The sequence below is a fragment of the Streptomyces sp. NPDC007264 genome (assembly GCF_042869095.1).
Taxonomy (GTDB): Bacteria; Actinomycetota; Actinomycetes; order Streptomycetales; family Streptomycetaceae; genus Streptomyces.
Map to the genome: position 1 here is coordinate 404,158 of NZ_JBIAFD010000007.1, position 21,614 is coordinate 425,771.

Here is a 21,614-nt window from a genome sequence, read left to right on the forward strand (position 1 = left end):
CCCTTTAGCATTGTATCGACTCCATTCCCTGGTCCTAACCATTCGGGCGCTCCTTCGTATGGCTCAGGAACTCACTGCTGGCGTCCCAGCCATCGTTCACCGCATCACGCATCAGGTCTTTGGTTGCCTGCTTGGGAAGATTGATCCGATATCGATCGATGCTTTCTTCCGTCGCCCACTGTGCTTGCTTGCTGACTGAGTTACGGGCCTCATACAGATCATCCGCGCTGCGATACAGGGCTTCGTCACGGCTGCCGTTCAATTTCTGGCCGTCGATCAAATGGTCAACGGCTGCTCCGGCGACGGCTCCGATGCCTCCTCCGACAACAGCCCCCATGGCTGCCCCTCCGTATTCCGCAGGGACCTGAACAAAGGTCATACCGACTGCAATCCAGGTCTTGGCAATATCTCCCTTTGCTTTCAAGGCGTCGTTGTAGTCCGTCTCGCCTTGGACAGCTGCTCTAACTTCACCGTCGGCCACGGAATGAGCGACGATACCTTCAATGACACCTGCGTTCTCGCCGATACGCTCGAGGACCTGGTCACGGGGGCCATCAAAAAGGGAAGGATCTGCAAGATGTGATTCAATCAGACCGCTGGTGTAGATGCCTTCACCGAGGATGATCCCTGCCCTTCCCTCGGGATTCTCGGACACGGAAGAGAGGAATCTCGCCACATCTCGAACCTTCCCCAGGCCCCCGGAGTCCTCGCTATGTGTAAGGAAGATGGATTCCGCGCCATCGCCTGCCAGCTTCTGGCTGATCTCCGGCATATAAGAAGCCGCCATGTTGCCGAAGCTGTCGCCCAGGCCCTTGGCCACGAGGTCGGCGCCTCCGCCGGGCTGTGCCACTGCCTTCATGATGTTCGCCATGATCTGCACCTGCGTCGCACTGTGCGGCGGCGCCGCGGAGGTGAAGTCGCCGTCGGCGACTCCGGTGACGGCGGCTTCCAGCGCATGTCCGAGGGACGCTCCCCGGTCCGTGTACACGGTGGTGCCGAGCATGTGGTCCAGGTCCGTCTTGGACTGGAACGCGTGCACCGCCGCCTCGGGGTTGTGGGAGAGGCCCTCGAACAGGCCCTTCAACGGGTCTCGCCCATTGCCGTCACCGAAGACGAGGTCCAGGCTGTCGTACCCCTTGACCCACAGGTCGTGGGTGCCCGCGCTCCCCGCTCCTCGGTCCGCCTTGAACAGCTTCTCGCGGTAGTCGTCGAGGAACTCGGTGTCGAACTGGCCTTGGCGCAGAAGACTGCTGATGACCTGGGAGCCAAGGGCGCCGACGGGGTTGGGTGAGCCCGCTGCACGGAAGTTGGTGTTGCGCTCGGCGATGAGCTCCTTCTTCCAGTCCTCCATCGCGTCCGAGTCCGAGAAGGACGCCGTCGCCAGGGTGAGGCCCAGGCTGGTCTGCAGGTCCTTCATGGTCGCCAGTTCCGAGCCCCTCGCGCCGGCATGGGCGTAGGTCATCTCGGTCCAGAACTGGAGCGTCCCCTTGGCTCCCAGATGCGTCGCGAACTGCTCGGCGAAGAGGGAGTCGTCGTGGTACTTCTCCAGCGTGCGGTTGAAGTCGGCGATGTCGTCGAGGGTCATGCCGGCCGGATCCTTGGCCGTCCTCGCCAGCTTCTCCGCGTCCGCGAGGGCCCTGGCCGCCTCGTCCCGGTCCCTGTACGAGGCATCGGTGAACCCGTACTTGGCCTGGTCGGCGAGAAGTCGCAGGATCTTCGCGGCGCTGTTGTCGCTCTGCGTCGCCTTGCTCAGGATGTCCTGGATCTCGTCGCGGAGGGCGTCCACCGTCCTCTGGTCCGTCGCACCGGTCTTTCCGCTGGGGTCGGACGCCCAGTCCGGCCGGGTGTTCCCGGTGACGGTGAACGTGCCCTCGCCGGTGTCGATCACGGTCAGGTTCTGCTGCGCGCCGCGCGCGATCGCTTCGTTCAGCTGTGTGCGGTAACCCATGAGTTCCCCACGGGTGTCGCTGAGGATCCTGGTGATGGAGTCGGCCTGGGTGTGCGCGTCGGCGAACTCGGCGGCGGTCTTGGCGATGAACTCGCGCGTGACGGTGGCGTTGACCCCCGCCCACTTGGCCCTGTCCGCCTTCGCCTTGAGGTTCTTCTCGGCGTCCTTCTGCAGGTCCGCGAGCTTCTTCGTCATCTGTTCCCAGTCGGTGACCGCTTCACCGAGCTTCGAGAAGTCGCCGTGGCGCAGTGCGTCGAGGTCCATCGGCGTCAGTGGCCCTTCCTGTCGTCGAAGCCCTCGTCGAGTGCGGCGATGCCGCTGACCGCACCCGAGATGTACGAGTCGTCGGCAGCGTGCTGGTTCCTGGTGAAGCGCAGGTGGTTGGAGATGTGGGCACAGGCGTCCAGCAGGGTCTTCGACTGCTCGCTCCAGCGCTCCGTCACATGCTCCAGCGCGGCTCCCAGAGCGAAACCCTCGCCTCTGAGCCCGCCCGCGGCCGCGGCGGAGGCCACGCGTGCGTGCCCGCTGTAGGCCGTGAAGTCCTCGAAGAGGTCGTGGGCCGCCTTGCCGACCGCCTCAAGATCCTGATGACCCGCCACCAGGTCGCCCTGAGTACCGTCCCCGCCCTGATCGGCCGGGTACTGGTTCAGCTGCATCCGCGTGGACCGCTGCTCGGCCGTCTCGGCCTTCAGCCGCTCCCACTCCTCCCACGCCATGCGTGGACCCCTTCCCCGTGTCCCCGTGTCCCGTGTCCCGTGTCCCCGTGAAGACCGTCCGTCGAACGCGACAGCTCCGCAACGCTACGCGGAGGACGTCCTCCGACGCCAAGCACGACACCCCCTACGCCCCCTCGGCCACCCATCCCACCTGAACCAACGGTCTTCCCCGCCGCCGGGAGACGAAGACCCCCCGCCCCGCCGGCATCGGACGCGGTCGTACCCCGCCGAGGACGTCCCCCTCCCCGGGGTCGCCCGCCAGCACCACGCCCTGGGCGCCCAGTTCCTTGATCCGCTGCATGAACGCCTCGTACGAGGCCCGCCCTGCGCCGGCCGTGGAACGCGCGAGCACGAACCGCACGCCCACGTCCCGGGCGAACGGCAGCAGGTCGGTCAGCCCCGCCAGCGGGTTGCCGCTCGATGTCGACACGAGGTCGTAGTCGTCGATGACGACGAACACCGTCGGCCCCTGCCACCAACTGCGGTCCCGCAGCTGCTGTGCCGTGACGTCCGCGGTCGGCGTGCGGCGCTGCATCAGGTTGGCCAGGGCGGTCATGTGGTGGTCCATGGCGTTGGACATGGGGATGTACTCCGCCAGGTGGGACGCCGGCGTCACGTCCAGCAGGGAACGCCGGTTGTCCACGACGAAGAGTTTGCACTCGTCGCCCGAGTACCGCTCCGTCAGCCGCTTGATCAGCAGCCGCAGCAGGTTCGACTTGCCCGACTCGCTCTCGCCGAAGACGAGGAAGAACGGGTCCTGGTCGAAGTCGACGAAGACCGGTTCGAGGGCGTCCTCGTCGAGTGCGAACGCGACGCCGCGCTGCGGGAAGCGGTCGCCCGCGGGCAGCTGCCCGGCCGGGAACTCGCGGGGCAGCAGACGGACTTCGGGCGCGCCGGGCGCCTGCCAGTGCCGGGCGACCTCCGTCGCCAGTGCCTGCGTGGCGTCTGCGAGGCCCGTGTCGGACCTCAGGCCGTCGATGCGCGGGACCGCCGCCATGAAGTGCAGCTTCTGCGGCGACTGGCCGCGGCCGGGCACGCCCGCGGGGACGTTGGCGGCCACCTTCCGGTCCAGCTCGGAATCCATCGTGTCGCCGAGCCGCAGCTCCAGGCGGTTCATCAGATGGTCCTTGAGTGCGGCCCTGATCTCCATGGAACGCGAAGCCGTCAGGATCAGGTGGACGCCGTAGCCGAGTCCTCGCGCCGCGATGTCGAGGACGACCTGGTCCATCGCCTCGTACTTGGCACGGAAGTTGCCCCACCCGTCGATGACCAGGAAGACGTCGCCCCACGGCTGTTCGGCGACCGAGATGTCACCGCGGGCCCGCCGGGCCCGGTACTCCGCGACGGAGGAGACGCCGGACGAGCGGAAGTACTCCTCACGGCGCGTCAGCACGCCGTACACCTCGGCCACCGTGCGCCGCACCCGCTCCGGGTCCAGGCGAGAGGCCACCCCGCCCATGTGAGGCAGGCCGGCCACCGCCGCCATGCCCCCACCGCCGAAGTCGAGGCCGTAGAACTGGACCTCGTGGGGCGTATGGGTGAGGGCGAAGGAACAGATGAGCGAGCGCAGCAGCGTCGACTTGCCGGACCGCGGGCCGCCGAGGATCTGCATGTGGCCCGCCGCTCCGGAGAAGTCCACCCAGAGGGCGTCGCGGCGCTGCTCGTACGGCTTGTCCACCAGGCCGACCGGCACGATCAGGCGGCCGGCGCCGTCGTAGCCGGGCTGTGTGAGCCCGCGGCCCTGCACCGCCGTGAGCCCGGGCAGGAGTTCGTCCAGCGACGGCGGACTGTCCAGCGGCGGCAGCCACACCTGGTGCGCCGCCGGGCCCTGTGCCTCCAACCGGCGCACGATCACGTCGAGCACCGTCTCCGCGAGCGCCTCGTCGACGTCCGACGGCTGCGCAGGCTGCCGCGGCACCGGCACGTGCTGGACCGGTACCTCCGCCGCCGTGAACAGCACCGGCCGCCGGTCCACCGGCAGCGATCCGCCGCCCTGCGTCCCTTGCCGCCCACTCGGGCGGTGGACGCCGGAGACGTACGCGGCCTTGAAGCGCAGCATTTCGTCCGTGCCGAACTTCAGGAACCCGGAACCCGGGACGTTCGGCAGCTGGTAGGCGTCCGGGACGCCCAGCGCCGCCCGTGACTCCGCAGCCGAGAAGGTCCTCAGCCCGATCCGGTACGACAGATAGGTCTCCAGGCCACGCAGCCGGCCTTCCTCCAGCCGTTGGGACGCCAGGAGGAGGTGAACGCCGAGCGAGCGGCCGATACGGCCGATCTGCACGAACATCTCGATGAAGTCCGGCTTCGCCGTCAGCAGTTCGCTGAACTCGTCGATGACGAGCACGAGGGAGGGGATCGGCTGCAGCGGCGCGCCCGCCGCCCGCGCCTTCTCGTAGTCGTGGATGTTGGCGTAGTTGCCCGCGTCGCGCAGCATCTCCTGGCGGCGGTTGAGCTCGCCGCGGAGGGAGTCGCCCATGCGGTCGACCAGCGTGAGGTCGTCGGCCAGGTTGGTGATGACCGCGGCCACGTGCGGCATCGCCGCCATGCCGGCGAAGGTGGCACCGCCCTTGAAGTCCGCCAGCACGAAGTTCAGGGTCTCCGACGAATGCGTGACCGCGAGACCGAGCACCAGGGTGCGCAGCAGCTCCGACTTGCCGGAACCGGTGGCACCCACACACAGGCCGTGCGGGCCCATGCCCTCCTGCGCGGCCTCCTTGAGGTCCAGCATGACGGGTCGGCCGTCCTCGCCGACGCCGATCGGTACGCGCAGCCGTTCGGCCAGTGAACGCGGCCGCCACGTGCGCTTGGTGTCGACCGACGCCGCGTCCCCGAGGTTGAGCAGATCGGTGAACTCCAGGTTGGCGAGGAGCGGTTCGTCGTCCCCGCCGGAAGCGACCCGCAGCGGCGCCAGTTGACGGGCCAGGGCCTCGGCCGACTCGTGGGACAGTGCGTCGGGAGTGCCCTCGTAGACCGCGCCGTGCGCCGACTCCAGATGCAGTGCGCCTGGGTGCACGACCATGGAGAGGTCACCGCGGGTGCCGGTCGGCTCACCGGGGGCGACCTCCAGGAGGGTCACGCCCTGCAGGCCCTCGGGGTCGGCCAGGACCGAGTCCGGGCCCGGGGAGACACCGTCGAGCACGACGACGATGTGCGGCTCGTCGGGCAGCGGCGTGGCGTTCGGGTGGAAGCGCGGGCGGCCGGTCAGCCGTGAGGCGAGCAGGTTCTCCAACTCGCGGGTTCCGCCGCCGATCAGCCGTCGGCTTCCCGCACCGTCCACGGCATCGGGTGCCTGCACGTGCGGCAGCCACTTGGCCCACTCCCAGTGCGCCAGCGCCTCCCGTCCCGCGGCTACCGCGACGATCAGGTCCTCGGGGGAGTGCAGCGCGGCCAGCGAGGCGGTCATGGCGCGCGCGGAGGACCGTGCGGACCGCGCGTCACCGCTGATGGCGACGTGGGAGAAGGCGCGCAGGGAGACCGCCATCGGCAGGCCCTCCAGGGTCCCGTGAGCGGCCAGGAAGCGCTGCATGGCGCCTGCCGTCAGCGGTTCCAGCTGCTCGACCGGGACGGTCTCGGGTGCGACGAGCGGGGTGGCGAGCGTCTGCGCGCCGAGGCCGATGCGGACCTGGCCGAAGTCCTCGTCGGCCGGGCGCCGTTCCCACACGCGGCTGCCCTCGGCGACCAGGGCCCACAGCTGGTCGGGGGAGGGGTGCAGGTAGTACTGGGCGTCGCGCTGCGTCCTCGCGGTGTCCAGGACCGCGCGCCGGGTCTGCGCCAAGTAGCTCAGGTAGTCGCGGCGCATGTCTGCCAACTGCCCCTGCGAACCACGCCGGAAGCGGATCACCATGGCGATCGACATCGCCACCGTCGAGGCGATCATCACCATGCCCATGATCTTCATGAACGGCTGTCCGTTCGTGAAGAAGAAGACCACGGAGCCGCCCATGCCGAGCGTCGGCAGCAACTGCATCAGGACGCTCTCCCGGTGGCCCCGTGGCAACTCGGGCGGAGGCTGCAGAACGATCTCACCCGTGGGCACTTCGGACGGCAGCGTCCGAGGTGGACGCTTCACGACGATGTGGCTCACTGCGCACCAATTCCCTCGGCGGGCCCCGGGAGTTCGTCCGCCACCCCGTGTCAGGCGGACGCGGGCCGCCGCGTGATCCTACTGACTGCACGGCGGACAGGGGGGCGGTAGGGTGCCGGATGTTCGCGTGCGCACACACGAGTTGGGCCGGAGGCCCGGTCGCGGACATCGCCGACGCCGCAGACGCGGGACGAGCACGGGGGGAGCAGCAGGTGAGCATGACGGCCTCCACGGCGGTCACCGGAGGGGGGCCCGGTACGGGAGGGACTGCCGGGGCGGGTACGGGGCTCGGTTTCTGCCGGGTCACGATCGTGGCGCCCGACAGCCGGATCGACGTGGCGCTGCCCGACGACATCCCGGTCGCCGACGTCTGTCCGGAGATCCTGCGGCTGTCCCGGCAGAGCCCCGCCGAGGGCGCTCCGGTCGGCTACCACCTCGTCCGCCGGGACGGCACCGTCCTCGACAGTTCCCGGTCCTTCGCCGCGCAGCGCGTCCTCGACGGCGAACTGCTCGCCCTGCGCCCCTTCTCCGAGTCGTTGCCGCCCGCCGTCTTCGACGACGTGTCCGAAGCGGTCGCCTCGGCCGTCACACGGGACCACACCCTGTGGGACGGTGACCTGACCCGGGTCGCGGGCCTCGTCGGGGGAGGCGTCCTGCCGGTGCTGCTGGCCTTCGTGGCCTGGACCGCCGACCCGCGCCACGACATGCACGGCCTGCCCGGCATCCTCGCCTCGGTCGCCGGCGTGCTCCTGGTCGCGCTCGCCTGCGTACGGGCCCGGATCTACGACGACCGTGCCTCGGCCGTCGCCCTGGGGCTCGGCGCTCTGCCCAACATGGGGGTGGCGGGCTCCGGGCTCCTGCCGCTCGCCGACGGGCAGGGCATCGGCAAGCTGCAGTTCCTTCTGGCCTGTGCGGCGGTGCTCCTGGCCTCGGTCCTCCTCACCCTGTGCTCGCCGAGCGGGGACGGCCCGTTCGTCGCCGTCGTCTTCGCGTCCGCCATCGGCCTGATCGTGGTGTTCGCGGCGACCCTTCGGCACTGGACCGCATCCGAGACCGCCGCGCTGTGCGCGCCGATCGCCGTGGGAGCCCTGGCCTTCCTGCCGGGCCTGTCGATGCGTTTCGCCCGTCTGCCGATCGGCTTCGACACCCCGGAAACCGCCCCGCGCAGCGCGTACGGCACGGGCCCCGCTCCCCAGGAGCCGGTCGACGCCGAGCGCGTCGCCGCCCAGGCCCGGCGCGGCCACGAACTCCTGGTCGGGCTGGTCGGGGGCTGCGCGGTGACCGCGGTCGCGGCCTCGGCCGTCCTCGGCTTCTCCGGCGACGTCCGGGCCCAACTGCTCGCCTTCGCGACCGGCGTCGCGCTGTCGATGCGCGCACACCTCTTCCGCTACACCGCTCAGGTGGCCGCTGTCCTGGGCGGGGGCCTCGCCTCCCTCGTGCTGCTCGGCCTCGGTCTTGCGCTCGACCCGCCGGACTCCCTGATCCGCGCGGCGCTCAGGGGCGACCGTACCGGCCTCGACGTCCGCACGGTCTGGCTCGTCGCGGCGATCGCGGCGGCGGCCGCGCTCGTCACCGCGATCGGCCTGATCGTCCCGCGCCGCGGTCTGACCCCCTTCTGGGGGCGTTTCCTGGAGATCGCCGAGGGCTTCGTACTGCTCACCCTGGTGCCGCTGGCGCTCGCCGTCTTCGACGTGTACGCGACGGTCCGGTCCATGACCGGCTGACCCAGCCCGTTCCACGCGCCACCACGTCGACGCGTGTGCTCGTACAGAACCCGTGCCTGCACGGCACCTGCGTTCTCACCGCGCGCGGGCTTCCACGGCACCTGTGCTTCCACGGCTCGGTGACGGCTGCCGAAGGGCGGCAGTCGTCGAAGAAAGGATTCTCTGCGTGAGCTTCGGCCCGCCTCCATCGATGTACACACAATCCGCGCTGACGGCGGACGACCAGCGCAGGAAGCGCCGCCTGCGGCTGTTCGGCGCGGGGGCGGCCGTCCTGCTCGTCGTGGTGTCCGCGGGCGGCTGGCTCCTGCTGTCCGACCGGGGCGAGGACGCGCCGGCCGGGGGGAGGGCGACGGCGGCGGCCCCGGACGAGATCAGGCAGACCGTCGAGAAGATCCCCGTCAGCCCCGAGGGCCAGGTGGTGATCGACCACTCCGAGGAGGGCCTCCCCAAGTCCTCCGACCCCGCACCGCGGTACGCGCCCGGCACCTGGGCCACGGGCAAGGTCTTCGCCAAGGGCATCGCCGACACCATCGTGGGCCTCAAGATCGAGCCCCACTACGACGAGAAGGCGTGGACCCTGAAACTGGACGGTCACATCTGCGCCACCAGCGATCACGTCACCGTCGACGGCCGTACGGCGGTCGTCGTCCAGCCCGGCAGGCGCAAGGGGACCAGCGCGGCGGGCGTCTGCGACGAGGTGGTGTTCTTCGACCTGAACACCGGCAAGAAGCTCTGGCAGAAGAAGATGCCATCGGCGGACTTCGCCTATGTGACGAACACGAACCTGACCCTGACCCGCGGCGTGGTGGCCGTGGCCTGGGGGCGCGGCTCGGTCGCGTACGACATGAAGAACGGCAGGCAGCTCTGGAACGGCACCACCGTCTCCAAGTGCGAGGACAAGGGCTTCGCCGGCGGACGGGTGCTGCTCGCCCTGGAAAGCTGCGGAGGGTCCCCCGACACCACCTACGAGGTGCAGAAGCTCGACCCGCGCACGGGCAGGACCGAGTGGACGTACAAGGTCGCGGGCGGCGTCCAGGACGTCTACCTGCCCTCGTCGGACCCGCCGGTGCTCGCCGTCGCGGCCGGGGACAGCCTGGTCACCGATCTGATCACGCTCGACCGCCGGGGGAGACACCTGGCGACGATCTCCGTCAACGGGCACTACGACCCCAAGTGCGGCGACCGGTACTTCGGGGCGGGGTACTTCGGCGAGGTGGAGCACTGCGACGGAATGGTCGTGGGGGAGAACCAGGTCTACGTCGCGAGCAAAGAGACCGGCGAGATCGACCAGCCGGAGAACTGGATCATGGCCTTCGACCGCAGGACCGGGAAGACGGTACGGAAGTTCGACGGGCGTCCCATGGAACCGGTCGTGCCGCTGCGGATGAGCGGGGACCGGCTCCTGGTGTACCGGCAGAGCTACAGCGACATCGAACCGTCGGCCGTGGTGACCTGGGATGCGCGCACGGACCAGGAGACCCCGTTCCTGCTCTTCCATCTCCCGGACGACGAGGACGGGAACCTGAGCGATCCGGAACGGTCCGACATCGTCGTCGAGCAGGGCAGGGTCTTCTTCGCCAAGCGGGAGCTGACCGCCGACGGAAAGTGGCACAAGGCGCAGGCGGCGATCGGTCTCGGGAGCGCCGGGCTGGCCCACTGACGGACGCCGCGGCGGACCGAGGGGAAAGACGGCACGTGCCGCCCCTCCCCTTGGTCCGGTCACTCCGCCGCGAGCCCGCCGTTGTGCGGCGCGGGCTCCAGATCGAACTCCCCGTCCCGTGCCCCCAGCACGAAGGCCCGCCACTCCGCCTCCGTGTACCGCAGCACGGTGTCGGGATCCAGGGACGACCTCATGGCCACGGCGCCGCCCGGCAGGTAGGCGATCTCGACCCGCTCCTCGTGCTCCTCGGTCCCTGGCGCGCCGTGCCACTGGACCCCCGAGATGTCGAGGGCGTAGAGCTCGTTCTTCTCCCGCTCTTTCCGTTCCCTGACGTCGTTCTCCAGCGCATCGGCCATGGTGGAGTGGTCCTTTCGCGATGTGCCACCGAGCGATCGACCACATTACTTGTGGTCGCCGGACGCCGTCTGCCAGTGGACGGAGACGACGGTCCCGTGACAGAGTGTCGCACGATTGTCACAGCCGGTGGCAATGTTCATGCCATGCCTTTTCGTGCCATGCCTTTTCGTGTCACGTCTTTTCGTGTCACGCCTGGGCCGCGGACAGAAGCGTCCGTCCAGGCTGGTACGCTGTCGGACGGCCGTTTGTGTACGCACCTCCGGAGCCCGGCCCCAGCCCTGCGGCAGGGGTGTTCAGGGGTCTGGAGGCAGCGCCCAGCGGATCCCGCCTCCCGAGTCACGGAAGCACCCCTGAGAAGACGACCAGGGGCACTCGGTGGCACTCAGAAGACAGACCCACGAGGAGTACACGTGTCGCTCGACGCCGCTACGAAGAAGCAGATCATCGCCGAATTCGGCACCAAGGAGGGTGACACCGGCACCCCCGAGGTCCAGGTCGCGCTGCTGTCCCGCCGCATCTCCGACCTGACCGAGCACCTCAAGACCCACAAGCACGACCACCACTCCCGCCGTGGTCTGCTGATCCTGGTCGGCCAGCGCCGCCGCCTGCTGCAGTACCTGGCCAAGAAGGACATCCAGCGCTTCCGTACGCTGGTCGACCGCCTCGGCATCCGTCGCGGTGCGGCGGGCGCCAAGTAGGACGCCGTGAAGGGAGCGGTTCCCACGCGAAGGGGACCGCTCCCTTTGCTGTACGTGCGGACTGTCACCGCCGCTTTGTAGTGTGGTAGCAGAACGCAATACGTACGACGCAGTGTGACAGTGCCTGGACATGCCGGGCGCCGTCCCGCACACCGAACGAGGAGGAGCGCACCTCGCCGCCGCCGGTCCTCGGTAGTGGCCCCCGGGGGGAAGCGAGCCCCGGGTGCTTCGATCGAAGACCGGCCCGCACCAGATGGAGCGCTTCTCCGCCACCGTCCCCCTGCCACACGGGCAGCCAGGGACGAAGACGAGGAGAAAACGCTAGTGGAGAACGAGACCCACTACGCCGAAGCCGTCATCGACAACGGCTCATTCGGCACCCGTACGATCCGCTTCGAGACGGGCCGCCTGGCCCGGCAGGCCGCCGGCTCCGCCGTGGCCTATCTGGACGACGACACGATGGTCCTGTCGGCCACCACCGCGTCCAAGAACCCCAAGGACCAACTCGACTTCTTCCCGCTGACGGTCGACGTCGAAGAGCGGATGTACGCGGCCGGGAAGATCCCCGGTTCCTTCTTCCGCCGTGAGGGCCGTCCCTCCGAGGACGCCATCCTCACCTGCCGGCTCATCGACCGCCCGCTGCGCCCCTCCTTCAAGAAGGGCCTGCGCAACGAGATCCAGGTCGTCGCCACCATCATGGCGCTCAACCCCGACCACCTGTACGACGTCGTGGCCATCAACGCCGCGTCCGCGTCCACGCAGCTGGCCGGCCTGCCCTTCTCCGGCCCGATCGGCGGCGTCCGCGTCGCGCTGATCAACGGCCAGTGGGTCGCCTTCCCCACCCACACCGAGCTCGAGGACGCCGTCTTCGACATGGTCGTCGCCGGCCGCGTCCTGGAGGACGGCGACGTCGCGATCATGATGGTCGAGGCCGAGGCCACCGACCGCACCGTCAAGCTCGTCCAGGACGGTGCCGAGGCGCCCACCGAGGAGGTCGTCGCCGCCGGTCTGGAGGCCGCGAAGCCCTTCATCAAGGTCCTGTGCAAGGCACAGGCGGACCTCGCCGCGAAGGCCGCCAAGCCGACCGCCGAGTTCCCGATCTTCCTCGACCACGAGCAGGACGTCCTGGAGGCGCTGACCGCCGCCGTCCGCCCCGAGCTGGCCCAGGCGCTCACCATCGCCGGCAAGCAGGAGCGCGAGGCCGAGCTGGACCGCGTCAAGCAGCTCGCCGCCGAGAAGCTGCTGCCGGAGTTCGAGGGGCGCGAGAAGGAGATCTCCGCCGCGTACCGCTCGCTGACCAAGGCCCTGGTCCGTGAGCGCGTCATCAAGGAGAAGAAGCGCATCGACGGCCGCGGTGTCACCGACATCCGCACCCTGGCCGCCGAGGTCGAGGCCATTCCGCGGGTGCACGGCTCGGCCCTCTTCGAGCGCGGCGAGACCCAGATCCTGGGCGTCACCACGCTGAACATGCTCCGCATGGAGCAGCAGCTCGACACCCTCTCCCCGGTGACGCGCAAGCGCTACATGCACAACTACAACTTCCCGCCGTACTCCACCGGCGAGACCGGCCGCGTCGGCTCCCCGAAGCGCCGCGAGATCGGCCACGGCGCGCTCGCCGAGCGCGCCCTGATCCCGGTCCTGCCGGCGCGCGAGGAGTTCCCGTACGCGATCCGCCAGGTCTCCGAGGCCCTCGGTTCGAACGGCTCGACCTCCATGGGCTCGGTCTGCGCGTCCACCATGTCGCTGCTGAACGCCGGTGTGCCGCTGAAGGCGCCGGTCGCAGGCATCGCCATGGGCCTGATCTCCCAGGAGATCGAGGGCGAGACGCACTACGTGACCCTGACCGACATCCTCGGTGCCGAGGACGCCTTCGGCGACATGGACTTCAAGGTCGCCGGCACCAAGGAGTTCGTGACCGCCCTCCAGCTCGACACCAAGCTGGACGGCATCCCGGCCTCCGTTCTGGCCGCGGCCCTCAAGCAGGCCCGCGACGCCCGCCTCCACATCCTCGACGTGATGATGGAGGCCATCGACCGGCCCGACGAGATGTCCCCGCACGCCCCGCGGATCATCACCGTCAAGATCCCGGTGGACAAGATCGGCGAGGTCATCGGCCCCAAGGGCAAGATGATCAACCAGATCCAGGAGGACACCGGCGCCGAGATCACGATCGAGGACGACGGCACGATCTACATCGGTGCCGCCGACGGTCCGTCCGCCGAGGCCGCCCGCACCACGATCAACGGCATCGCCAACCCGACCATGCCGGAGGTCGGCGAGCGCTACCTGGGCACGGTCGTCAAGACGACCACCTTCGGCGCGTTCGTCTCGCTGCTCCCGGGCAAGGACGGCCTGCTGCACATCTCGCAGATCCGCAAGCTCGCTGGCGGCAAGCGGGTGGAGAACGTCGAGGACGTGCTCGGCGTGGGCCAGAAGGTCCAGGTCGAGATCGCCGAGATCGACTCCCGCGGCAAGCTCTCCCTCATCCCCGTGATCGAGGGCGAGGACAAGGAGTCCGACAGCGGCGACGCCGCGGCGGCGAAGGACGACGCAGCCAAGTGACGTCGCGCGTCTTCAAGACGACGGCCCGCACCTCCCCGGAGGCGCGGGCCGTCGCCCGTACCCAAACGCTCATCAAGGGTGAGAACGGCATCGGCACCGTCCGCAAGACCACGCTCCCGGGCGGTCTGCGCGTCGTGACCGAGACCCTGCCCTCCGTGCGTTCGGCCACCTTCGGCATCTGGGCGCACGTCGGCTCCCGCGACGAGTCGCCGGCCCTGAACGGCGCCACGCACTATCTGGAGCACCTGCTCTTCAAGGGCACGCAGCGCCGCAGCGCCCTCGACATCTCCTCCGCGCTCGACGCGGTCGGCGGTGAGATGAACGCGTTCACGGCGAAGGAGTACACGTGCTACTACGCGCGCGTGCTCGACGCCGACCTCCCCCTCGCCATCGACGTCGTCTGCGACATGCTGACCGGCTCGCTCATCCTCGAAGAGGACGTCGACGTCGAGCGCGGCGCGATCCTGGAGGAGATCGCGATGACGGAGGACGACCCGGGCGACTGCGTGCACGACCTGTTCGCGCACACGATGCTCGGCGACACCCCGCTCGGCCGCCCCGTCCTGGGTACGGTCGACACGGTCAACGCCCTGACCGCCGACCGCATCCGCCGCTTCTACAAGAAGCACTACGACCCGACCCACCTCGTGGTCGCGTGCGCGGGCAACATCGACCACCACAAGGTCGTACGGCAGGTGCGCGCCGCCTTCGAGAAGGCCGGCGCCCTCACGCGCGGCGACGCCGCCCCCATCGCCCCGCGCGCCGGGCGCCGCGCCATCCGCACCGCGGGCCGCGTCGAACTGCTGGCCCGCAGGACCGAGCAGGCGCACGTCGTCCTCGGCATGCCCGGCCTGTCCCGCACCGACGAGCGCCGCTGGGCCCTCGGCGTGCTGAACACCGCGCTCGGCGGCGGCATGTCGTCGCGCCTGTTCCAGGAGGTCCGGGAGAAGCGTGGCCTGGCCTACAGCGTGTACTCGTACACGTCGGGCTTCGCCGACTGCGGTCTCTTCGGCGTCTACGCGGGCTGCCGTCCCGGTCAGGTGCACGACGTGCTCAAGATCTGCCGGGACGAGCTGGACCACGTCGCCGAGCACGGGCTGTCCGATGACGAGATCGCCCGCGCCATCGGCCAGCTGAGGGGCTCCACGGTCCTCGGACTGGAGGACACGGGCGCGCTGATGAACCGGATCGGCAAGAGCGAGCTGTGCTGGGGCGACCAGATGTCGGTGGACGGCATGCTGGCCCGGATAGCCTCGGTCACCCCGGACGACGTCCGGTCCGTGGCCCGGGACGTCCTGGGGCAGCGGCCCTCGCTGTCGGTCATCGGCCCGCTCAGGGACAAGCAGGCGGCCCGTCTGCACGACGCGGTCGCGTAGGCCGTCGACAGGCTCGACAAGTACGACCAAGGAATCAACGACATGAGCAAGCTGCGTGTGGCGGTCCTCGGCGCCAAGGGCCGGATCGGCTCGGAGGCGGTACGAGCGGTGGAAGCCGCCGAGGACATGGAACTGGTGGCCGCCCTCGGCAGCGGCGACAAGCTGGAGACACTCGTCGAGACCGGCGCCCGGGTGGCGGTCGAGCTGACCACCCCGGCCTCCGTGATGGGCAACCTCGACTTCTGCGTACGGCACGGCATCCACGCCGTGGTCGGCACGACCGGCTGGACGGAGGCACGCCTCGCGCAGCTGAAGGGCCTGCTGGCGCAGTCCCCGGAGACGGGCGTGCTGATCGCCCCGAACTTCTCCATCGGCGCCGTGCTGACCATGAAGTTCGCCGAGGCGGCCGCACCGTACTTCGAGTCCGTCGAGGTCATCGAGCTGCACCACCCGAACAAGGCGGACGCCCCCAGCGGCACCGCCACGCGCACCGCCCAGCTCATCGCCGCCGCCCGGGAGCGGGCGGGCAGCGCCCCGCAGCCCGATGCCACGGTGACGGCCCTGGACGGCGCCCGCGGCGCGGACGTCGACGGCGTCCCGGTGCACGCGGTCCGCCTGCGCGGTCTGCTCGCCCACCAGGAGGTGCTCCTCGGGGGCGAGGGGGAGACCCTCACCATCCGCCACGACTCGCTGCACCACAGCAGCTTCATGCCGGGCGTCCTGCTCGGCGTCCGCCGCATCGTGACCACCCCCGGCCTCACCTTCGGCCTCGAACACTTCCTCGACCTGAAGTAGTCACCATGCGCGCGAAGATCTCCTACGCCGTCACGGCCGCCGTCCTTGTCGTCTACTTCGTCCTGGTCGGCAGCCGCGGCGTGTTCCTGATCCAGAACGGCACGCCGGTCACCGTCGCCTTCGGCGTCGCGGTGCTGATCCTGCCGGTCATCGGCGTCTGGTTCCTCTGGAAGAACACCCAGTTCGTGCGCAAGGCCAACCGCCTCGCCGCCGAGCTGGACGCAGAGGGCGGCCTGCCCGCCGACGAGCTGCGGCGCACCCCGAGCGGCCGGATCGACCGCGACTCGGCCGACGAGGTGTTCGCCAGGCGCAAGGCGGAGACGGAGGCGGCCCCGGACGACTGGCGCAGCTGGTTCCGGCTGGCGATCGCCTACCACGACGCCCGCGACACGCCTCGCGCCCGCAAGGCGATGCAGCGGGCGATCGCCCTGCACGACGGCAGGACGGCCGAGGCATGACCGGTGGCGGACCAGGTCGTAAGGAGTCGTAAGGAGTCGTAAGGACCGGGCACCTGGTCCGTGGACGCCGCGGCAGCACGAGGCCGCGGACGGCGTGGCCCGCGGACCACGCGGGGACCACGGACGGACGGCGCGGGGGCCGCGGGCGGTACGGGGCGCTCGGGCGGGCCGTCCGCACTCCGGCCCCTCCCGGTGGCCTCGGTGTCCCGCCCCTCCCGCCGGACGGGTCAGCTCTTGCGGTACTCCGCCGCCCACGCCTCGACCGTGTCCGCGGCGCGGTCGAAGGCGTGCGGACGGGCCAGGAAGTCGGCACCGTGCGTGGTCAGCAGCGGTGGCGGCTCCTCGGAGGAACGGCCCCTGCGCACCAGAACCAGGGCCTGGCCCTGCACCGTGCGCGGCAGCCCGAGCCAGCGCACCGGCTGCTGCACCGTCCGCACCGAGACGACCTGCTCCCAGGGCGCCGTACGCGTGCCGAAGAAGCCCACGCGGCGCAGCCCGCGCGCGCTGACCCAGACCCCCATGCGCAGCAGCCGCAGGGCGCAGGCGATCACCACGAGGGCGATGCCGAGGACCGCGCCGGCTCCGGACGGCGTGCCCGTGAGCGCGATGATGACGGCCGCGAAGAGCACGTAGGAGGCGAGGAGCAGCCACAGTGCGGCCGCGCCCACCCGCCAGGGGCCGGGGCGGTAGGGGCGCCGCCAGCGGTCGCGGTCGTCGTGGGGCAACGGGAGATAGTCCGCTGCCGGGTCGGAAGCACGGTCGGCCGTCAGGAAGGGCAGGGGCACGACTGATCCTCACTCGGTCCATGGGGCTGTGCCCGGTGAGGCTATCGAGCCGCGTCCCCGGTCACCACCCTCGGGGGTCCAAGGGGGTACCGACGGACGCCGAGGGGGCCGGTCTCCGTCGTCGGCCCGGCTGCGGGGCGCCTCAGCGCCCGTGCGAGGCCACGGGGGGCCGTGTCGCCGCGGGCGACTGGTGTGCCATGGAGGGCAGGCCGATCACGAGGGCGCCCACGAGCCCCGCGACGACGGTGAGCCCCAGCAGCCACCGCCCGGCGGTCTCACCGGCGGACGGGCGCCGGCGGGGCGGGGGAGCGACATTGCTGCGGAACGAGTCGGCTTCGGTGAGGAAGGCGAACGGTACGGGCTCGCGCCGACGGGACATGGGGAGCGCTTCTCCTTCGGGGGGCGTGGGACCGGTGTGCGGCCGGTGTACGGCCGGAACGGCGATGCGAACAGACGGCCGTCGTCCACTCAGACGCGCGGAAATCGCAAAAGGTGCCCCCTTTCACCGATTTCGCAGAAGTTCGCCGACGAATGTCGCGGCCCGGCACCGATCGCCCCGTTGTCGGTGCCGGGCCGTAGAGTGGGCGCCGCCCGAGCTTGTGATGGGAAGGACCCTCTCCGCCGTGACCGACACCCCCGCCGACGACCTCAAGCCCAGCTTCCGCAGCGACGTCACCGTCGAGCTGGTCAAGCACAGCGCGGCCGACTCCGACGTCCTGTGGGCCGCCCGCGTCTCCACCGCCGGCGAGCAGTCCCTGGAGGAGCTGACCAAGGACCCCGAGCGCTCCAAGGGCCTGATCAACTACCTGATGCGGGACCGGCACGGCAGCCCCTTCGAGCACAACTCGATGACGTTCTTCGTCAGCGCCCCGATCTTCGTCTTCCGCGAGTTCATGAGGCACCGTGTGGGCTGGTCCTACAACGAGGAGTCGGGCAGGTACCGCGAGCTCCAGCCGGTCTTCTACATCCCCGGGGAGGACCGGAGGCTCGTCCAGCAGGGGCGCCCGGGCAAGTACGAGTTCGTGTCGGGCACCGACGCGCAGCACGAGATCGTGCAGCGCTCGATGCAGGAGTCGTACCTCCAGGCGTACGAGCGCTACCAGGAGATGCTCGCGGCCGGCATCGCCCGCGAGGTCGCCCGTTCGGTCCTGCCGGTGGGCCTGTTCTCCTCGATGTACGCCACCTGCAACGCCCGCTCGCTGATGCACTTCCTCGGCCTGCGAACCCAGCACGAGCTGGCCAGGGTGCCCTCCTTCCCGCAGCGGGAGATCGAGATGGTGGGCGAGAGGATGGAGGCCGAGTGGGCCCGGCTCATGCCGCTCACCCACGCCGCCTTCAACGCCAACGGGCGTGTGGCCCCGTAGCGCCCGTCGGCACCCCGGCCGAGCACGGATGTGCGGATCCACCGAGTGAAGTGTCCGTATTGCGGCATTTCGAGAAGTTCATCTAGCCTGATCAAACGGACCCGGCACTGCTTGAACCCCCGAGCAGGCAGTGCCGGGTTCCCCCTTTGTCCGGACTTTTCCCGCGCCCCGAGGGAGGACCCCGCCCGGAGCAGCGAGTAGCGTGTTACCCATGGCTCCGATCTCCACTCCGCAGATCCCCTTCGGGCGGATTCTCACCGCCATGGTCACGCCCTTCACGGCGGACGGCGCACTCGACCTCGACGGCGCGCAGCGGCTCGCCACCCATCTGGTGGACGCAGGCAACGACGGCCTGATCATCAACGGCACCACCGGCGAGTCCCCCACCACCAGCGACGCGGAGAAATCGGATCTTGTACGAGCCGTCCTGGAAGCCGTCGGCGACCGCGCCCACGTGGTGGCCGGGGTCAGCACGAACGACACCCGCCACAGCGTCGAGCTGGCGCGCGCGGCGCAGAAGACCGGAGCGCACGGCCTGCTGACCGTCACGCCGTACTACAACAAGCCCCCTCAGGAGGGCCTGTACCGGCACTTCAAGGCCATCGCCGACGCCACCGACCTGCCGGTCATGCTCTACGACATCCCGGGCCGCAGCGGCGTGCCGATCAACACGGAGACCATCGTCCGGCTCGCCGAGCACCCGCGGATCGTCGCCAACAAGGACGCCAAGGGCGACCTCGGCCGCGCCAGCTGGGCCATCGTGCGATCGGGCCTCGCCTGGTACTCCGGCGACGACATGCTCAACCTGCCGTTGCTCTCCGTGGGCGCGGTCGGCTTCGTCTCGGTCGTCGGCCACGTCGTCACGCCCGAGCTGCGCGCCATGGCCGACGCCTATGGGAGCGGTGACATCCAGAAGGCACTGGAGATCCACCAGAAGCTGCTCCCGGTCTTCACCGGCATGTTCCGCACCCAGGGCGTCATGACCACCAAGGCGGCGCTCGGCCTCCAGGGCCTGCCCGCCGGACCGCTGCGGCTGCCCATGGTCGGGCTCACGGACGACGAGACCGCCCAGCTCAAGATCGATCTTGCCGCCGGCGGGGTACAGCTCTGACACGGACTTCACAACTGAATACGCAGGGCACACGCGCCTGCACCCCACACCGACAACTGCTTTTGCACGAACGTCATGCGCGCCACGTGCCCTACAGGTACGTGGCGCGCATGGTCAGGAGAGTCTTTTGAGTCATCCGCATCCTGAACTCGGCCCGCCGCCGAAGCTCCCCGAAGGCGGTCTGAGGGTCACCCCGCTCGGCGGCCTCGGGGAAATCGGCCGGAACATGACCGTCTTCGAGTACGGGGGCCGCCTGCTGATCGTCGACTGCGGAGTGCTCTTCCCCGAAGAGGAGCAGCCCGGAATCGACCTGATCCTGCCGGACTTCTCGTCCATCCGCGGCCGCCTGGACGACATCGAGGGCATCGTCCTCACGCACGGCCACGAGGACCACATCGGCGGTGTCCCCTACCTGCTGCGGGAGAAGCCCGACATCCCGCTGATCGGCTCCAAGCTGACCCTCGCCCTGATCGAGGCGAAGCTCCAGGAGCACCGTATCCGCCCGTACGCGCTCGAGGTCGCCGAGGGCCGGCGCGAGCGCATCGGCCCCTTCGACTGCGAGTTCGTCGCGGTCAACCACTCCATTCCGGACGCTCTCGCGGTCGCCATCCGCACCCCGGCCGGCATGGCGGTCCACACGGGCGACTTCAAGATGGACCAGCTGCCGCTGGACAACCGTCTGACGGACCTGCATGCGTTCGCACGGCTGAGCGAGGAAGGCATCGACCTCCTCCTCGCCGATTCCACCAACGCCGAGGTCCCGGGCTTCACCCCGCACGAACGCGACATCTCCAACGTGCTGCGGCAGGTCTTCGCGGGCGCCCGCAAGCGGATCATCGTGGCGAGCTTCGCCAGCCACGTCCACCGCATCCAGCAGATTCTCGACGCGGCGCACGAGTACGGCCGCCGGGTCGCCTTCGTCGGCCGCTCCATGGTCCGCAACATGGGCATCGCACGGGACCTGGGCTACCTGAAGGTGGCGCCGGGACTGGTGGTGGACGTCAAGACCCTCGACGACCTGCCGGACAGCGAGGTCGTCCTGGTGTGCACGGGCTCACAGGGCGAGCCGATGGCCGCACTGTCGAGGATGGCGAACCGGGACCACCAGATCCGCATCGTCGAGGGCGACACCGTGATCCTCGCGTCGTCGCTCATCCCCGGCAACGAGAACGCGGTGTACCGCGTGATCAACGGCCTCACCCGCTGGGGCGCGAACGTCGTGCACAAGGGCAACGCCAAGGTGCACGTCTCGGGCCACGCGTCCGCGGGGGAGCTGCTGTACTTCTACAACATCTGCCGACCGAAGAACCTGATGCCGGTCCACGGCGAGTGGCGCCACCTGAGGGCGAACGCCGAGCTGGGCGCGCTGACGGGTGTGCCGCACGACCGGATCGTCATCGCCGAGGACGGCATCGCCGTCGACCTCGTCGAGGGCAAGGCGAGGATCTCCGGCAAGGTCCAGGCGGGCTACGTGTACGTCGACGGCCTCTCCGTCGGCGGCGTCGGCGAGCCGGCGCTCAAGGACCGCAAGATCCTCGGGGACGAGGGCATCATCTCGGTCTTCGTGGTGATGGACTCGTCGACCGGCAAGATCACGGGAGGTCCCCACGTCCACGCCCGGGGTTCGGGTATCGAGGACTCGGCCTTCAACGGAGTGATCCCGAGGATCACGGAGGTGCTCGAACGCTCGGCACAGGACGGGGTCGTGGAGCCCCACCAGCTGCAGCAGCTGGTGCGCCGGACCCTGGGCAAGTGGGTCTCGGACACCTACCGGCGCAGGCCGATGATCCTGCCCGTGGTCGTGGAGGTCTGACCCTCCGTCACGACGTGGCGCGGGTGAACTCGCAGCGGGGGGGGGGGGGGGGGGTGGGGGGGGCCCCCCCCCCCGCCTGAAATTATTAAAGCCGCCCGCGCCCCCCCGCGGCGGCGCCGTGGGTGGGGGGGCCCCCCGCGGGGGGGGGGAAACAACAAAAAAA

General features: G+C 69.8%; 16 protein-coding genes. 10 read left to right on the forward strand and 6 right to left on the reverse strand.

Annotation, left to right across the window (positions count from 1 at the left end; translation table 11 throughout):
* Positions 1–34 precede the first annotated feature (34 nt).
* The 3 genes from ACFYMU_RS15285 to eccCa all read right to left on the reverse strand — a co-directional run bounded on the left by ACFYMU_RS15285 (position 35) and on the right by eccCa (position 6,748).
* Positions 35–2,212, reverse strand: coding sequence for a hypothetical protein (locus ACFYMU_RS15285; RefSeq protein ID WP_388372863.1), 2,178 nt, complete (start codon positions 2,210–2,212; stop codon positions 35–37).
* Positions 2,213–2,217: 5 nt separating this feature from the next.
* A complete protein-coding gene (locus tag ACFYMU_RS15290) occupies positions 2,218–2,664 on the reverse strand; it encodes a hypothetical protein (RefSeq protein WP_388372865.1) in 447 nt (148 codons plus the stop codon).
* A 124-nt stretch (positions 2,665–2,788) separates the two neighbouring features.
* Complete coding sequence (eccCa, locus tag ACFYMU_RS15295) at positions 2,789–6,748, reverse strand: type VII secretion protein EccCa (protein WP_388372867.1); 3,960 nt, start codon at positions 6,746–6,748, stop codon at positions 2,789–2,791.
* A gap of 218 nt (positions 6,749–6,966) precedes the next feature.
* Here eccCa and eccD point away from each other — a divergent pair, with 218 nt between their 5' ends.
* Both eccD and ACFYMU_RS15305 read left to right on the forward strand, forming a co-directional pair.
* Positions 6,967–8,472: a type VII secretion integral membrane protein EccD gene (eccD, locus tag ACFYMU_RS15300; protein WP_388372926.1), complete on the forward strand. Its 1,506-nt coding sequence runs from the start codon at positions 6,967–6,969 to the stop codon at positions 8,470–8,472.
* Between the two features lie 190 nt (positions 8,473–8,662).
* Positions 8,663–10,132, forward strand: coding sequence for a PQQ-binding-like beta-propeller repeat protein (locus tag ACFYMU_RS15305; protein ID WP_388372869.1), 1,470 nt, complete (start codon positions 8,663–8,665; stop codon positions 10,130–10,132).
* 59 nt (positions 10,133–10,191) lie between these two features.
* On the opposite strand, the gene ACFYMU_RS15310 is transcribed toward ACFYMU_RS15305, so the two are convergent.
* A complete protein-coding gene (locus ACFYMU_RS15310; RefSeq protein WP_388372871.1) occupies positions 10,192–10,488 on the reverse strand; it encodes a DUF397 domain-containing protein in 297 nt (98 codons plus the stop codon).
* A gap of 411 nt (positions 10,489–10,899) precedes the next feature.
* Between ACFYMU_RS15310 and rpsO the strand changes: the two genes are divergently transcribed.
* The 5 genes from rpsO to ACFYMU_RS15335 all read left to right on the forward strand — a co-directional run bounded on the left by rpsO (position 10,900) and on the right by ACFYMU_RS15335 (position 16,378).
* Entirely contained in the window at positions 10,900–11,187 is a 288-nt protein-coding gene (rpsO, locus tag ACFYMU_RS15315; RefSeq protein ID WP_388372873.1) for a 30S ribosomal protein S15, read from the forward strand.
* Between the two features lie 324 nt (positions 11,188–11,511).
* Complete coding sequence (locus tag ACFYMU_RS15320; RefSeq protein ID WP_388372875.1) at positions 11,512–13,749, forward strand: polyribonucleotide nucleotidyltransferase; 2,238 nt, start codon at positions 11,512–11,514, stop codon at positions 13,747–13,749.
* Entirely contained in the window at positions 13,746–15,125 is a 1,380-nt protein-coding gene (locus tag ACFYMU_RS15325; RefSeq protein ID WP_388372877.1) for a M16 family metallopeptidase, read from the forward strand. Before ACFYMU_RS15320 ends, ACFYMU_RS15325 begins: the two co-directional genes overlap by 4 nt.
* A gap of 42 nt (positions 15,126–15,167) precedes the next feature.
* Positions 15,168–15,920 carry a 4-hydroxy-tetrahydrodipicolinate reductase gene (gene dapB / locus ACFYMU_RS15330; RefSeq protein ID WP_388372879.1) on the forward strand — a complete coding sequence of 251 codons (753 nt, stop codon included), beginning with the start codon at positions 15,168–15,170 and terminating at the stop codon, positions 15,918–15,920.
* 5 nt (positions 15,921–15,925) lie between these two features.
* A complete protein-coding gene (locus ACFYMU_RS15335; RefSeq protein WP_388372881.1) occupies positions 15,926–16,378 on the forward strand; it encodes a hypothetical protein in 453 nt (150 codons plus the stop codon).
* A gap of 227 nt (positions 16,379–16,605) precedes the next feature.
* Here ACFYMU_RS15335 and ACFYMU_RS15340 read toward each other — a convergent pair whose 3' ends face one another.
* On the reverse strand, positions 16,606–17,163 hold the full coding sequence (locus ACFYMU_RS15340; RefSeq protein WP_388372883.1) for a PH domain-containing protein: 558 nt from the start codon (positions 17,161–17,163) through the stop codon (positions 16,606–16,608).
* A gap of 142 nt (positions 17,164–17,305) precedes the next feature.
* Positions 17,306–17,542, reverse strand: coding sequence for a hypothetical protein (locus ACFYMU_RS15345; protein ID WP_388372885.1), 237 nt, complete (start codon positions 17,540–17,542; stop codon positions 17,306–17,308).
* Positions 17,543–17,786: 244 nt separating this feature from the next.
* On the opposite strand from ACFYMU_RS15345, the gene thyX reads away from it, so the two are divergent.
* From thyX to ACFYMU_RS15360, 3 genes are all read left to right on the forward strand, one after another.
* The gene (thyX, locus tag ACFYMU_RS15350; protein WP_388372887.1) at positions 17,787–18,527 is read left to right on the forward strand and encodes an FAD-dependent thymidylate synthase; all 741 of its coding nucleotides are present in this window, start codon (positions 17,787–17,789) and stop codon (positions 18,525–18,527) included.
* Between the two features lie 211 nt (positions 18,528–18,738).
* Positions 18,739–19,638, forward strand: a complete 900-nt coding sequence (gene dapA / locus ACFYMU_RS15355; RefSeq protein ID WP_388372889.1) for a 4-hydroxy-tetrahydrodipicolinate synthase — start codon at positions 18,739–18,741, stop codon at positions 19,636–19,638.
* 127 nt (positions 19,639–19,765) lie between these two features.
* Complete coding sequence (locus ACFYMU_RS15360; RefSeq protein WP_388372891.1) at positions 19,766–21,451, forward strand: ribonuclease J; 1,686 nt, start codon at positions 19,766–19,768, stop codon at positions 21,449–21,451.
* Positions 21,452–21,614 lie beyond the last annotated feature (163 nt).

Coding starts and splice junctions, on each gene's coding strand:
- ACFYMU_RS15285 (WP_388372863.1), bottom strand. CDS start 2,212: ATGGACCTCGACGCACTGCGCCACGGCGACTTCTCGAAGCTCGGTGAA.
- ACFYMU_RS15290 (WP_388372865.1), bottom strand. CDS start 2,664: ATGGCGTGGGAGGAGTGGGAGCGGCTGAAGGCCGAGACGGCCGAGCAG.
- eccD (WP_388372926.1), top strand. CDS start 6,967: ATGACGGCCTCCACGGCGGTCACCGGAGGGGGGCCCGGTACGGGAGGG.
- ACFYMU_RS15305 (WP_388372869.1), top strand. CDS start 8,663: ATGTACACACAATCCGCGCTGACGGCGGACGACCAGCGCAGGAAGCGC.
- ACFYMU_RS15310 (WP_388372871.1), bottom strand. CDS start 10,488: ATGGCCGATGCGCTGGAGAACGACGTCAGGGAACGGAAAGAGCGGGAG.
- dapB (WP_388372879.1), top strand. CDS start 15,168: ATGAGCAAGCTGCGTGTGGCGGTCCTCGGCGCCAAGGGCCGGATCGGC.
- ACFYMU_RS15335 (WP_388372881.1), top strand. CDS start 15,926: ATGCGCGCGAAGATCTCCTACGCCGTCACGGCCGCCGTCCTTGTCGTC.
- ACFYMU_RS15345 (WP_388372885.1), bottom strand. CDS start 17,542: ATGTCCCGTCGGCGCGAGCCCGTACCGTTCGCCTTCCTCACCGAAGCC.
- dapA (WP_388372889.1), top strand. CDS start 18,739: ATGGCTCCGATCTCCACTCCGCAGATCCCCTTCGGGCGGATTCTCACC.